Origin of the sequence: Saccharothrix deserti, assembly GCF_009769385.1 — a bacterium.
GTDB lineage: Bacteria > Actinomycetota > Actinomycetes > Mycobacteriales > Pseudonocardiaceae > Actinosynnema > Actinosynnema deserti.
Genome location: NZ_VKAB01000092.1, coordinates 1 through 11,620, shown reverse-complemented (window position 1 = coordinate 11,620; position 11,620 = coordinate 1). Strand labels below are relative to the sequence as shown.

The following is an 11,620-nucleotide window of genomic DNA, read 5'->3' as shown; positions in this document are numbered from 1 at the left end:
GGCCCCAGATCCAGCGGGCAACCGTCCACCACGACGGCCACCTTCCCCAACAAGCGGAATTCCGCCACTACGCCCCCTTCCCCCGGCAGCGTGCATACCAGCCCTGACCTGCTCCACGCAGGAAAACGCAGGCTCTTCACACGATCGGCGGCCCACAGTCGAACCGCGGAGGCGAAACCTCCGCGACCTGATCGCAACGCACATCCAGGGAGGGATCGTGCCAACAGCACAACGTGTCCTGATCGCCGTGATCGCGCCGGCGGCTGTTCTCGGGATGGTGGGCTCGGCGACGGCCGCGTCCGCGGTGTCGGCCGCGGACGACCGCGAGCACCGGGCCGATCTGATCGTGACCGGCTACCAGCGCCTACACGACCTACCGCGACTGGCCTGACCAGCCAGAACCCGTTCCTACAAGCCACCAGCAACACCACCGGGCAGTGGAACCCGGCGGCACCCGGCCGACAACGGGCCACCTTGACCATGCCGAACACCGGAACGAGGACCCGCAACAGCCACCGGCCACGGTCTCAAGCCAGGCCGTCACCCATACGAAAGATCCGGACTAAAAAAGTTCCTCTACGCATGTCATGGGTACTCCACCCCCGGGAGATCACGGCAGCGTGAACTCGACCGCGATCTCGTCGGCGGGATCGAATTCGGTCCAGTTCGACACGCCCGGTGCTGCGCGCGGGCTCTTCGGGCCGATCTCGACCAGTCATGCGAAAGGCATGTGAGCCACCTTCCAGCAGCGCTCGCTCGACCATCCCGGCCCCAGTCGATCTCCGCCGCGATCCGCGGCCGGGAGCGACATCGGCCGCGCGGTCAACGCCCGCCGCGCCGGCCAGGTCCCATCCTTTGGTGATTCCGCCAATCCTTGTCCGGGTCACGGCGCCGTCGGTAACCCAAGTACACATCGAGCCGCTGTCACCTCATCGTGGCTTGGGACGATCATCCGGCGCGAGTAACATGCGTGCACGGGGTTTCGACCTCTAATACAGCGTCTGCCGGCGGGAGGCGTCGATGGACACCGTGATCGGGAACACCGGTCGACTGGTGATCGTGTGTGGCGTCTACCTCGTGATCGTGATTGTGACCAGCCGTGGGTTCATCGCCGCACCGATTCGGCGCACGCTCGGCAAGGAGGTGGATCGCCTCCTTGCCGATGTCGACGTGCTCATGGCGAAGAATCAAGGCAACCCAGTGGCAGCGGTTGCCAAGGAGTCACTCGAGAAGACGCTGAACGCGTTGAAACTCACCACCCCGAAGTGGTGGCGACATCTGCTGTGGATGTTCGACTCCCCGCTCACGAAGCTCTATGCCGATGTCCGGGAATTGAACGCCGCCCATCGTGGCCTTGTCGACATGGTGCGGGACGACGTGCTCGACGACTACGCCGCACCGCTGCTATTGCGTTTGTCCACAGTAGATCCCGATGCGGCCGAAGACCTGAAAATGAGGCTGCACGGCACCACTAACGCCGAGGGCAAACGAGTCATCATCAAACACGTGCACGAACTCGTTCATGCCGGCAGCGAGAGCGATCTCGCCGCGGAGTTCGACGGGCAGCGGATCGCTCTCTGGCTCGCGATCGTCGGGCTCATCGGAGTCATCGCGGTCGGACTCGTCGCACGAGACCATCAGATTTTGCTGTTGCTCGGGGCGCTCGGGGGCTTTCTCGCACCGCTGGTCAGGATCAACACCGGACAACAGGCCTCGTCCTGGGGAGTGATGGTGCTCAGCCCGGTTGGCGGTGCGCTCACCTCAGTCGGTGGGCTGCTGCTCGTCCGGCTACTCTCCGACCGGAGCATCAACCTGCTGGGCGAGGTGTTCCGCGACAACTCGTGGGGCAACCCGACCAGTGCCCTTGCCATGGCTCTGGCGTTGTTGTTCGGATTCTCCGGCCGGTTGTTCTCCAGATTGGCGATCGCCGGGACCTCCCAGCTCAGCCCCGCACGGGACAGGGATCCCTCACCGGAGGGGTCCTGATGGCGGCGGGCGACCACATCGCGGTGAACCGAGGCGGCTACGAGCATCACGGGGTAGACCTCGGTGATGGCACCGTCGTGCACTTCAACCGTGAGTCGCGCTTCGGGCCGGGTTCGAGGATCCGCCGCACCAGCCGCTGGATGTTCGCGCGAGGGAACGCAGTGCACGTCGAGACAAAACCCGCTGCCGCCGAAACGGCCGCAGAAGCGGTCAGGCTGGCCAAGCGTTTAATCGGCCAGCCTGTCGCTCGAAGTGGTGGGTGAGCCGCGGCCGGTTTCGTCCGAAGTGGACATGACGGTGTACCGGATCGTCCAGGAGTCGCTGACCAACGCCGCGCGGCACGCGTCGGCCCGGTCGGTCCGGGTGCGGTTGCGGTGGCAGGAACGGGCGTTGGGAGTGGACGTGGTCGACGACGGCTGCGGGCCCGCCGGCGGGAATGGGTTCGGCCTGCTCGGCATGCTGGAGCGTGTGGCCGCCTGCGGTGGGACGTTAGTGAACAGTGTGCTGGACCGCGGCGGGTCGCGGTTCTCGGTGGCGCCCCGGAGATCTTCGTCCTCAGGTTCGGGAAGTTCGGCGATCAGGCGGTGGACACAGAACTTCAGCAGCTCGAACGACACCACCATCGCGTTCTTCGGCACGGCCACCACGTGCGGGACGTCGACGGTTTCCAGCCACAGGCGGAATTTCGTGTCGTGGCCGTGGAGTTCGTCCGCGGTCACCCACCCGAACGGCAGTACCTGGCAGGCGACGACGAAGCCGCCAAGGACCCCACCTCCGAGACCTTCCGCGTCGCACTCACCGGCAGGCTCAGGGGATTGCGGGAACCGGGCAAGCTCACCGCCTGGCTGTGGACCGTGTCCGAACGCATGGCCATCCGCCAGTACCACCACAACCGCACCTCCCGCTCCACAGGGGCTTACGCTGCCCACCTGGCGGCGGACCCCTGCGACGTCCCGCCCTTCTCCTTGGCGATGAACGGGATGTCGGCGAACTGCGACGTGATGCCGTAGTGGTGCAGGTCCTCGTTTAGGCGCAGCAGCTCCACCACCGACAGCGTGAACAGCTGCTTCACGTCCCGCTGCCGCCCCGAGGCGGCCGGCACCACCACCCGCGGGCGCTCGGTGATGCACCAGCCGTTGTCCAGCAGGTGCACCTTGGCGTCGAGCTGCGCCGGCGCCTCCGGCTCCAGCCCGTCGCGGTGCGGCATGCCGCGTACTCGCGAATGCGGCGACAATGGATGAGCTGATTGACAGCAATCGTCGACAGTGCACCGCAGCAGCCGTCAAGCGCGGTCCGGCGGACGAGGGTTCGACGGTTTGAGTCGCAAGCGCGTACCGGATTCCAACGCGGATCTGCGCCGGTTTCAGTGAGTAGCCGTGCGCATTCGGTACGTACTCCACTCAATCGGGCGACACCGCGATCAGCTGACTGTCGCGCCGAAGAGGGCGACTCTCGAAGTATCCGGCAAACATAAGGAGCAGCCATGGACGAGGTGCTCATCGAATCCTTGCCCGACGACGTGCTGGCATCGCTGGAGGTGCGCGACCGTTGGCGCAGCCGAGTCGCCAGGCCCGGCGGAGGGCTGGAGTTCATCGTCACCGACCTGGCTCGTTGGCAACCCGGCTCGACCGTGCGGGTCGCGTTCCTCCGCGGGGATACCGCTCTGCACAAGGACGTCGCCGCGGCGACGCGGCAGATCACCGACGCCTGCAACCTCGACTTGGACTTCGGGGTCGACGAGGCCACGGGCGAGCACCGGCGCTGGACCGAGCAGGACACCACGTACGCAGCGGAGATCCGCGTGGGTTTCGACCTGCCGGGCTTCTTCTCGCTGGTCGGCACGGACAGCAACGACCCCACGCTCGGGCCGCCGGTCGGCCGCGTCGGCGGGCGGCCCCACCAGCGCAGCCTCAACCTCGGTGGGTTCACGACTGCCCGTCCGGCGCGATGGGAAGGAACGGTTCGGCACGAGTTCCTGCACGCGCTCGGCTTCCACCACGCCCACCAGAACATGCGCGGCCCATGCGAGAACGAGTTCCGCTGGGAGGACGACCCCGACTACGTGCCGACCCAGGACCCGCGTGGCGTGTTCGTGCCCGACGCCAACGGCAGGCGGCCCGGTGTATACACGTTCCTCGCGGGGGCGCCGAACTTCTGGCCACGCCAGAAGGTCGACCACAACCTGCGCACGGGCAACCCGCCCGACGTGGTGGCGGGCCCGTTCGACCGGAAGTCGGTCATGCTCTACTCGTTCGCGCCGTTCTTCTACTCGACGTCACCGAGCCCGTGTGCCCCCATGGGGAACGGTCTCGACCTGTCCGACCTGGACAGGCGTGGACTGCGCCTGCTCTACCCGGATGTCGAGGCCGGTATCGCGGACATCGCAATGCGTGCCAACCGTGCGTTGTCGCAGCTGAACGGCGGCCAGGAGTCGATCAGAGTGGCCCACCCCGCGCAAGAGGACAGGGTCCTGGAGTTGCTCACCGGACTGGCGACCACGCGGGCGTGAAGCCACGCTGCTCCCGGACGAACTGCACCACGAGCCGGCTCGCCTGATTCCGGACCACCCGGCCCCGACACGTTCGGTTCCGCTGGGATCGCTTTGTTCGGTCGTCAGGCGATCCGCTCGGTCGGTGCCCGGATGAGCCATTGCCAGGGCTCGGCGATCTAGCCCGTGTTTCAAAGGTGAGATGTCCGCGGCGTGTCGCTGACCCAGATGTGGCGAGGTCTCCGGTAGATGGGTTAACGACCAAGAAAAGCCGCAGCACCGGAGACCTCGTGGCCGGCTTCTGGTGGAACCTGGTGTCTCCGCGACCTCCGAGCGTGTCATGGACAGGCAGCGCACGACCTGCTCCGCAGCGCCGAAACCCTCGGCCGCTGTGAAGCCTGCGGCGACGTTGCGGGGTAAGCAGTCTTGCATGGTGAAGTGCAGGAGAAATTAAAGCTTTCCGAAAGTTCCTCAATTCCCGTGCGCAACGCCGTTGAAGCCGTGACCGCGTCGTGTGATCGACTGAACATTGCATGGGCATGTCGAGGAGAACGTCAGATGATCAGTGCGAAAATGCTTGCCGCCGCTCCTGTTGCGGCAGGCCAGGTTGTCGGGATCATCGAATCGCCGGTCAAGGTCGCACCTATCACTTCGGACAGGCTTCGCGCGGCACCGATCTTCGGTGTGGCGATCCAATCCGTGGTCACGGGCCAGAAGGTGGAAATCCAGCTCGGTGGAGCCTACGGAGCGCTGGGCAGAGGTCCCGTCGCGATCCACGCCTGAACGTCCTCGGCTTCGGCGCGAAGGGGGACGGGACGACGGACGACACGTCTGCGCTGCAACACGCTGTCGACTGCGCCGTTCGCGACGTACCGCCGCATGCGGAGGCGGCGTCGGACGGGAAGGTCGTCCATCTGCCTCCGGGGGATTACCGGATCACCGCGCCGCTCATTGTGTCGAACGGGTGCATTCTCGAGGGAGCCGGCACGGGCACGACCGGCACAACGACCATTACCGCGGACGTGGCGAATGGTGACTTCAACCTGTCCACCACGACCGGGATCGGGCCGCGGGAGGAGAAACCGTCTACTGCGCCATGGCCTTGACCGGCTACTGGACGGGACAGGAGATGACGCCGCAGCGTGGCCGCGCGGACTGGGCGGTGCTGCGCAGCTTCGCCTTGCGGTCCAGGCCCGCGCAAGGTCCGCTCGTGACGGTGTTCCATCAGCAACCACAGATGGATGGGAAATGGTGACGTCAGATATTGGAACTGTCGGAATTCCTGCTCGATCATGGGATGCGGGCCTCGGTCCATGCGCGGTTGATGATCTCGTCCACGGTTTCCTCGGGGGTCTGGTCAGAGGTGTCGAGCCAGAGGCCGAGGCGTGGCGTGTCGTTCCGCAGGCCGCGGTCGAGCAGGCTGATGGTCCATTCGCTGTAGGCGTTCTTCGTTCGGGCCGCCTCCCGGGCGGTGACAGCCTTGACCTGCGGGGCGAGCACCACAACCAGCAGCGGCCGCTGCTGGATCAGCTGGACCATGTCGGTGAGGTGTTCGCCGAGGATGACGTCCTGGGCGACGACGGTGAACCCCTCCCGGAAGTAGTCGTCGGCTGCGGCCGCCGTCAGCCGATGACGCAGGCGCAGTTGCCGTACCGCCTCCTCGGATGGTTCGGGAGTCATGTCCGCCCTGCCGTTGACCACCATTCGCCGGAACAGGTCACCTCGCAGGTGCACCGAGTGCGGCAGACGCTCGGCCAGCATCTGTGCGATGGTCGACTTCCCCGCCGCCTGAATCCCGGTGATCAGGACGATGGCTTGCTCCGGTGCTGAGGTCATGGGTGTGCATCCTTCCCGGCTCGTCGGCTGACGTCGGCGGCGTAGGCGGTCCAGTCACCGGAGCCGGCTTGCTGCCATTGGACGGCGACGCTGATGTGGATGCCGAGCATGCGGGCCGGCATCGCGGCGGGCAGTTCAGCGGCCAGGGCGAACAGGGCGGTGGAGCGGTCCTGGCGAGGGTTGAGGCCGATCCGCGACGGGTTCGATGAGGTCGTCGATCGTGCAGTCGAGGATGTCCAGTAGCGCCATCAGGATCTTGAGGCTCAGTCGCTCCGGTCGCTCGGTGACCGGCCACTCACACGCCAATCCCCCGTGAAAGCAGCGGGTTAACGCAAACATCGACGTAGCCGAGTTCGTTGACGGAGCCCGGGCGCCTGCAGTGACACCATGAACGACGTGAGCACCCTCGACGAGTCGACCGGTGACAACGCCCGGCACACGGGCGGGGCCCATGAGCCGCCGATGACGCTGTACCTGGTGAAGCGCCTCGAACTGGTCATCCGCGCGCTGCTGGACGACGCACTGCGCCCGCTGGGACTGACGACCCTCCAGTACACCGCGCTGACCGTGCTGCAACGTCGCAACAACCTCTCGTCGGCCCAACTGGCCCGGCGGTCCTTCCTCCGGCCGCAGACCATGCACGAGATGGTGCTGACCCTGGAGAGGCGAGGGCTGATCGTCCGCGTCCCCGACGCGGAGAACAGACGGGTCCTGCTCGCGCGGCTCACCGACGCCGGACACGCGGTGCTCGCGGAGTGCACCCCTCGGATCGCCGAGGTGGAGGCCGAACTCCTCGACGGCCTGTCCCCCGGTCAGCGCATGACGTTCCGTGAAGGACTGGAGCACGGCATCACCACTCTGGCGGACCTGATGAAGGAGCGGCGCCTCACCAACGGCAACCGTGGTTGAGCAAGACCGGCAGTGACTCTTGCACTGCCTGCACACCTTGCGCCAGTATCAGGAAACCTGAGCAATACGGCGCCGCCTACGCCCCCGCTCACAGCGAAATCCGTGCGTATCGGTCGTTACCGCCACGCGCCGAACAAACGCGCGCTGGACAAAGGAGTCAGGCGCATGAAGACCAGACGGAACTTCTTACTGGCCGCAGTCGCATCGCTGGCCGTGGCCGGCCTCGCCATCCCGGCGACCACACCCGCGTCCGCGGCGTCGTTGACCGAGGTCACGAGCTTCGGCAACAACCCGGGCGGGATGCGGATGCACGTCTACGTGCCGGATTCCCGCCCGGCGAACCCCGGGATCGTGGTGGCCATGCACGGCTGCGGCGGCTCGGGCCCCGGCTTCTACTCGGGCAGCGAGTTCGCCTCGCTGGCCGACCGGCACGGGTTCATCGTCATCTACCCGAGCGCCCAGCAGGAGGCCGGGTTCGGGAAGTGCTTCGACACCTGGTCGGACGCCGCCAAGCGCCGCGGCGGCGGCAGCGACCCGGTGTCGATCGTGTCGATGGTGACGTATGCCCAGCAGCGCTACGGCGGCGACCCGAACCGGGTCTACGCCACCGGATCGTCGTCCGGCGGGATGATGACCCAACACATGCTCGCCCTCTACCCGGACGTGTTCAAGGCCAGCGCGTCGTTCATGGGCGTGCCCTTCAACTGCTTCGCCGGCGCCGCCGACTACCCGCCCGGACGCAGCCAGTGCACCGGCGGGAACATGAACCGGACCCCGCAGCAGTGGGGTGACGCGGTCCGCCAGGCGTACCCCGGGTACACCGGCACCCGACCGCGGGTCCAGCTGTGGCACGGCACCTCCGACACGCTCGTGCCGTACTCGCTGCTCCAGGAATCGATCGAGCAGTGGACCAACGTGTTCGGGCTGAGCCAGACCCCGACGTCCACGGACACCCCGCAGGCCAACTGGAACCGGCGCCGCTACGCCGGCTCGTCCGGCGCCGTCCAGGTGGAGGCCTACAGCATCCAGGGTGCCGGGCACAGCCTGCCGTCCACCGGCATGGCCGCGCAGGCCGTCGCGTTCTTCGGCCTGAACGGCACCGGTGACCCGACCTCCACCACGACGACGTCCACCACGACCACGACGACCACCACCACGACGCCCGGCCCTGGCTCGTGCCGGGTCACGGACACGGTGAACGCGTGGAACACCGGCCTGACCGAGAGCATCACGATCGCGAACACCGGCACCACCGCGATCAACGGCTGGTCACTGGTCTTCACCCTGCCCGGCGGACAGAGCATCACGTCCGGCTGGAACGCCACCTACTCGCCGTCTTCCGGGCAGGTGACGGCGCGCAACGTCTCTCACAACGGCACGATCGCCCCGAACGGCTCGGTCGGCATCGGGTTCCAGGCCAACCACACCGGCAACACGGCCGAACCCACCTCGTTCACCCTCAACGGCATGTCCTGCACCATCGCCTGAGCAACGACGGCCACCGCCCCTGATGGATATCAGGATCCCTGATATCCATCAGGGGCGGCCGTCAGCCAGGCTGAACTTCTCGGCGTGTACCTGAAGGTTGGGCACCCTCAGCCGGCGCAGGCCACTCAGCACGGCCGAGGTCATCGCGGGCGGGCCGCAGACGTACACGTCGCGTTCGGTGACGTCGGGCACCAGGTGACGCAGGGCTTCCGGCTCGAACGTGTGCCGCTCGAAAAGTCATCGCTGCAGGTCAAGCGGCGTGTCTGTACTCGTTGACGAGTCCGCCCGGGATCCGGGTGCGCGGCAGTCTGCGGGTGTCGAGGTCGTGCGGCGGGACGGGGCGCTGTTGGGCCTCGGGTGGTGGTCGGTCGCCGGCGGGAGAGCGTCGCGGGCCCGCCATGATCCCTGTACGACCTTTCACGGCCGTGCACCCGAGGTGTTCCGGTTGCCGAGCTGGAATCTGCTGGACTTCACCGGACTACACGCCCCCGCGGGGGCTCGCGCCCCCTGGGACCAGGTCTCGGTCATCCGCAGCCGCCGACCCGCCGTGTGCGCTGTGCAGGAGGTACTCGGGCCGCCCGCGACCGCAGCCGACCGGCTGGCCGAACTTGCGGACGCATGCGGCATGCGCTGCGAACTGGACCCGCACCGCCGGGGCAACCCCGCCTCGGGGCACCCGGTCGGTATGGCCGGTCCTGTCGCGCTGGGCGTCGCGGACACCCTGTGCAACACGGGGCTGATGTGGGATCCCGAGCAGATCGAGTTCCAGGAGGGCACCTTCGACTCGATCGGCCGGGCACGTGGAGGGTTCTGGCACGCGCTGGCCATGGCGGAGTTCCTGACCACAACGGGGATGCGGCTGCGGGTCGGGTCCTGGCTGGCCAACCCGTGTCTGCCGCACTCCGTTGGGACCGTTGAGGAAGCGCTCGCCCCACGGGGGTGAGGTCCGCCTGGTTGAACGAACGGACCAGATCGAGGTACTCGACCCCGCCGCCGTTGCCGCTCCACGACCAGCCGAGATAGCCGATGCCGACGACCAACTCGCCGAAGTGGAGACGAAGCTGGCCGAAGGCCCGAAGGCCCACGGGTATCCGATCGACCTGTGGATGTTGGTCCGGGTCGCCGAGGTGATCGAACGGGTGACCGGGGTGCGGTACTCGACTACTCAGACCTGGGCGATCCTGCGTGAACGCTTGGGGTGGAGCCGGCAGCGTCCGGCGCGGCGGGCGGACTGGCCAACCTCTGCCCCGACACCCCCGACGACGCCCACGCCGGCCTGGAACGCGTCGGCACCAGTTACCAGCTGTGCTTCAACTTCGTCGACCACACCGGCCTCCGCTTATGACGACGGATCACCCAAATACCGAAAGATCTTTAACTCTGCAGGTCCCTGATCTGGTTCACCGCCGCCTGAGGATTCGATTCGGCGTTGTAGTTGATCCCGTGAGCTCCCGAGCGCTGTTCGACGACGAAGTAGTAGCGGGTCCCGTTGACGATGATCTTCACGCGGGCGCTCGGGCGCGGGTGCACGTGGGTCACCTTGCCCACCTGCCTGTTGGCGCCGTAGATCGGAGACGTGCGGTCGGTGTTGTCGGCCTCGCTGAGCAGTTGGCGACTCGCGAGCAGGCGGGCGACCAGCACGTCGACCAAGTAGTCGTGGATCGGTTGGGCGTCGAGAGTCACGTTCTGTCGCGTGCTGGCGAGCGTCCCGAACGTGGCCAGCGCGGCGGCGGACAGGGGCGTCGCCCCTGTCTGGACCAGCCAGGCGAGGAGGAGTCGCGCGTCGGCGTCGGTGAGGATCGTCATCACGGCGTCCTGCGGACTGATCTTGAACAGGGCGTGGAAGTGGTGCTTGTCGTCGCGTCCCACCACCTCCCTATTCAGCTCGAAGTTGAGGTACATGGCCTCTTGGTGGATCAGGTGGGTGAGCAGCGACGGAAGGTACGGGGTGTGGTTGAGCGGTCCCGCGGCAGCCTGGTGGTGGGTGGCCCAGTTCGCCGTGATCTGGCCGACCAGGGCGACCGCCTTCGTCCTGGCCTCCCGGTACATCTTGCGGCCGTTCTCGTTCTCGTAGAACGCGCTGAAGTCCCGCTGCGGGTTCGGATTGGGGGTCCCCACCGTGGCGTACCGGGTCGAGACGTTGGTCTGCGGGCTGATCCGGGGAGTCGGCGTCTGCCCCTTCCTGCGTTGCGGGTGCGGGCCGACCTCCAGGCGGTACCGCTGCTCCGAGGAGCCCAGCGATTGGTTGTAGGAGGTCACCATCTGCCTTGCCGTACCGGGCCTCCTGATGGCCGTCTTGAGCTTGTTGCGAGCGCTGATGAGACCCGCGTTCCGGTACTCGTCCACCGGGAGCGGCCCGTAGATCAGCTCCATCGCGGGATCGCCGGGGTCCATGCCCTCGATCTCCAGTTTCATCACCGGGAGGCCGCCGACTTCGGTCGTGGCCGTGGTGTGGGCGATCTCCTGACCGTTGCTCATGCCGTCTTCCGGGATCAGCACCGCATTGCGCATCTCCATCTCCAGGCCGGCGACCCTGGGGTTGGCGACGTTCGCCGGCTGGTCCGGGGTGCCGACCGCACCTCGCTGGTACTCGGTGATGTAGCCGGCGAGCTTCGCCGCGTCCACGTCGTTGTGCTGCACGAACTGCTGGAGCCGGTTCGCCGACGCCGGTGCGGGGTCGGCGACGACGGCGGCGGGGTCCTCGCGGCCACGTTGGATCTCGAAGAAGGTGATGAAGTCGGGGTCACCCGTCAGCCCGTGCTGGGCGAGCGCCTGGTTGAAATCGTTCATCGTCATCCGCTGGACGACCGGGGTGCGCTGGACGGAGTGGTCGTGGCCGGTGTGCGGGTCGGTGGTGTGGTCGTGGCCGTGGTGGTCGCCGCCGTGTGCGGTCGGGGTGGGGCCGGCCATGAC

At 67.0% G+C, this 11,620-nt stretch carries 15 protein-coding genes and 4 pseudogenes; 13 read left to right on the top strand and 6 right to left on the bottom strand.

Annotated features, from left to right (window positions below):
• Window positions 1-217 precede the first annotated feature (217 nt).
• The 4 genes and pseudogenes from FM051_RS48595 to FM051_RS54370 form a co-directional block, all read left to right on the top strand.
• Window positions 218-391, top strand: coding sequence for a hypothetical protein (locus FM051_RS48595; protein ID WP_158854604.1), 174 nt, complete (start codon window positions 218-220; stop codon window positions 389-391).
• A 629-nt stretch (window positions 392-1,020) separates the two neighbouring features.
• Window positions 1,021-1,986 (top strand): hypothetical protein, encoded by a 966-nt coding sequence (locus FM051_RS48590; protein WP_158854602.1) that lies wholly within the window; start codon window positions 1,021-1,023, stop codon window positions 1,984-1,986.
• Entirely contained in the window at window positions 1,986-2,249 is a 264-nt protein-coding gene (locus FM051_RS53850) for a lecithin retinol acyltransferase family protein (RefSeq protein ID WP_158854601.1), read from the top strand. The genes FM051_RS48590 and FM051_RS53850 overlap by 1 nt, the downstream gene beginning before the upstream one ends.
• Before the next feature lie 28 nt (window positions 2,250-2,277).
• Window positions 2,278-2,466 (top strand): annotated as a pseudogene (locus tag FM051_RS54370) (ATP-binding protein); the annotation flags it as partial.
• Between the two features lie 82 nt (window positions 2,467-2,548).
• Here FM051_RS54370 and FM051_RS54365 read toward each other — a convergent pair.
• Together FM051_RS54365 and FM051_RS48575 are read right to left on the bottom strand one after the other, a co-directional pair.
• Window positions 2,549-2,720, bottom strand: a pseudogene (locus FM051_RS54365) (IS701 family transposase); the annotation flags it as partial.
• Between the two features lie 182 nt (window positions 2,721-2,902).
• Window positions 2,903-3,193: a hypothetical protein gene (locus FM051_RS48575; RefSeq protein WP_158854597.1), complete on the bottom strand. Its 291-nt coding sequence runs from the start codon at window positions 3,191-3,193 to the stop codon at window positions 2,903-2,905.
• 276 nt (window positions 3,194-3,469) lie between these two features.
• On the opposite strand from FM051_RS48575, the gene FM051_RS48570 reads away from it, so the two are divergent.
• The 4 genes from FM051_RS48570 to FM051_RS50260 all read left to right on the top strand — a co-directional run bounded on the left by FM051_RS48570 (window position 3,470) and on the right by FM051_RS50260 (window position 5,729).
• On the top strand, window positions 3,470-4,495 hold the full coding sequence (locus tag FM051_RS48570; RefSeq protein ID WP_158854595.1) for a zinc metalloprotease: 1,026 nt from the start codon (window positions 3,470-3,472) through the stop codon (window positions 4,493-4,495).
• 417 nt (window positions 4,496-4,912) lie between these two features.
• Window positions 4,913-5,257, top strand: a complete 345-nt coding sequence (locus FM051_RS52840; RefSeq protein WP_238413227.1) for a hypothetical protein — start codon at window positions 4,913-4,915, stop codon at window positions 5,255-5,257.
• The gene (locus FM051_RS54360) at window positions 5,170-5,580 is read left to right on the top strand and encodes a glycosyl hydrolase family 28-related protein (RefSeq protein WP_420803675.1); all 411 of its coding nucleotides are present in this window, start codon (window positions 5,170-5,172) and stop codon (window positions 5,578-5,580) included. The genes FM051_RS52840 and FM051_RS54360 overlap by 88 nt, the downstream gene beginning before the upstream one ends.
• A complete protein-coding gene (locus tag FM051_RS50260) occupies window positions 5,571-5,729 on the top strand; it encodes a hypothetical protein (protein WP_162470812.1) in 159 nt (52 codons plus the stop codon). The genes FM051_RS54360 and FM051_RS50260 overlap by 10 nt, the downstream gene beginning before the upstream one ends.
• Window positions 5,730-5,764: 35 nt before the next feature.
• On the opposite strand, the gene FM051_RS48560 is transcribed toward FM051_RS50260, so the two are convergent.
• Together FM051_RS48560 and FM051_RS52835 are read right to left on the bottom strand one after the other, a co-directional pair.
• Window positions 5,765-6,310: an AAA family ATPase gene (locus FM051_RS48560; RefSeq protein ID WP_158854591.1), complete on the bottom strand. Its 546-nt coding sequence runs from the start codon at window positions 6,308-6,310 to the stop codon at window positions 5,765-5,767.
• Window positions 6,311-6,445: 135 nt separating this feature from the next.
• Window positions 6,446-6,559, bottom strand: a complete 114-nt coding sequence (locus FM051_RS52835; RefSeq protein WP_238413226.1) for a helix-turn-helix transcriptional regulator — start codon at window positions 6,557-6,559, stop codon at window positions 6,446-6,448.
• Window positions 6,560-6,697: 138 nt separating this feature from the next.
• On the opposite strand from FM051_RS52835, the gene FM051_RS48550 reads away from it, so the two are divergent.
• Together FM051_RS48550 and FM051_RS48545 are read left to right on the top strand one after the other, a co-directional pair.
• Entirely contained in the window at window positions 6,698-7,219 is a 522-nt protein-coding gene (locus FM051_RS48550) for a MarR family winged helix-turn-helix transcriptional regulator (RefSeq protein ID WP_158854589.1), read from the top strand.
• 165 nt (window positions 7,220-7,384) lie between these two features.
• Window positions 7,385-8,707: an extracellular catalytic domain type 1 short-chain-length polyhydroxyalkanoate depolymerase gene (locus FM051_RS48545; protein WP_158854587.1), complete on the top strand. Its 1,323-nt coding sequence runs from the start codon at window positions 7,385-7,387 to the stop codon at window positions 8,705-8,707.
• Window positions 8,708-8,755: 48 nt separating this feature from the next.
• Here the strand turns inward: FM051_RS48545 and FM051_RS48540 are convergent.
• Window positions 8,756-8,911: pseudogene (locus tag FM051_RS48540) on the bottom strand (oxidoreductase); the annotation flags it as partial.
• A 241-nt stretch (window positions 8,912-9,152) separates the two neighbouring features.
• Here FM051_RS48540 and FM051_RS48535 point away from each other — a divergent pair.
• The 3 genes and pseudogenes from FM051_RS48535 (at window position 9,153) to FM051_RS50255 (ending at window position 10,052) form a co-directional block, all read left to right on the top strand.
• The gene (locus tag FM051_RS48535) at window positions 9,153-9,650 is read left to right on the top strand and encodes a hypothetical protein (RefSeq protein WP_158854585.1); all 498 of its coding nucleotides are present in this window, start codon (window positions 9,153-9,155) and stop codon (window positions 9,648-9,650) included.
• Window positions 9,651-9,813: 163 nt separating this feature from the next.
• Window positions 9,814-9,876: pseudogene (locus tag FM051_RS52830) on the top strand (hypothetical protein); the annotation flags it as partial.
• Between the two features lie 29 nt (window positions 9,877-9,905).
• Window positions 9,906-10,052 carry a hypothetical protein gene (locus FM051_RS50255; protein WP_162470811.1) on the top strand — a complete coding sequence of 49 codons (147 nt, stop codon included), beginning with the start codon at window positions 9,906-9,908 and terminating at the stop codon, window positions 10,050-10,052.
• 29 nt (window positions 10,053-10,081) lie between these two features.
• Here FM051_RS50255 and FM051_RS48525 read toward each other — a convergent pair.
• Window positions 10,082-11,620 (bottom strand): hypothetical protein (locus FM051_RS48525; protein ID WP_158854583.1); only part of this gene is annotated, 1,539 nt, incomplete at its 5' end.

Excerpts from the sequence above, each read along its gene's own strand:
- FM051_RS52835 (WP_238413226.1), bottom strand. The coding sequence starts at position 6,559 with ATGGCGCTACTGGACATCCTCGACTGCACGATCGACGACCTCATCGAA.
- FM051_RS50260 (WP_162470812.1), top strand. The coding sequence starts at position 5,571 with ATGGCCTTGACCGGCTACTGGACGGGACAGGAGATGACGCCGCAGCGT.
- FM051_RS48550 (WP_158854589.1), top strand. The coding sequence starts at position 6,698 with ATGAACGACGTGAGCACCCTCGACGAGTCGACCGGTGACAACGCCCGG.
- FM051_RS48575 (WP_158854597.1), bottom strand. The coding sequence starts at position 3,193 with ATGCCGCACCGCGACGGGCTGGAGCCGGAGGCGCCGGCGCAGCTCGAC.
- FM051_RS48570 (WP_158854595.1), top strand. The coding sequence starts at position 3,470 with ATGGACGAGGTGCTCATCGAATCCTTGCCCGACGACGTGCTGGCATCG.
- FM051_RS53850 (WP_158854601.1), top strand. The coding sequence starts at position 1,986 with ATGGCGGCGGGCGACCACATCGCGGTGAACCGAGGCGGCTACGAGCAT.
- FM051_RS48560 (WP_158854591.1), bottom strand. The coding sequence starts at position 6,310 with ATGACCTCAGCACCGGAGCAAGCCATCGTCCTGATCACCGGGATTCAG.
- FM051_RS48545 (WP_158854587.1), top strand. The coding sequence starts at position 7,385 with ATGAAGACCAGACGGAACTTCTTACTGGCCGCAGTCGCATCGCTGGCC.
- FM051_RS48590 (WP_158854602.1), top strand. The coding sequence starts at position 1,021 with ATGGACACCGTGATCGGGAACACCGGTCGACTGGTGATCGTGTGTGGC.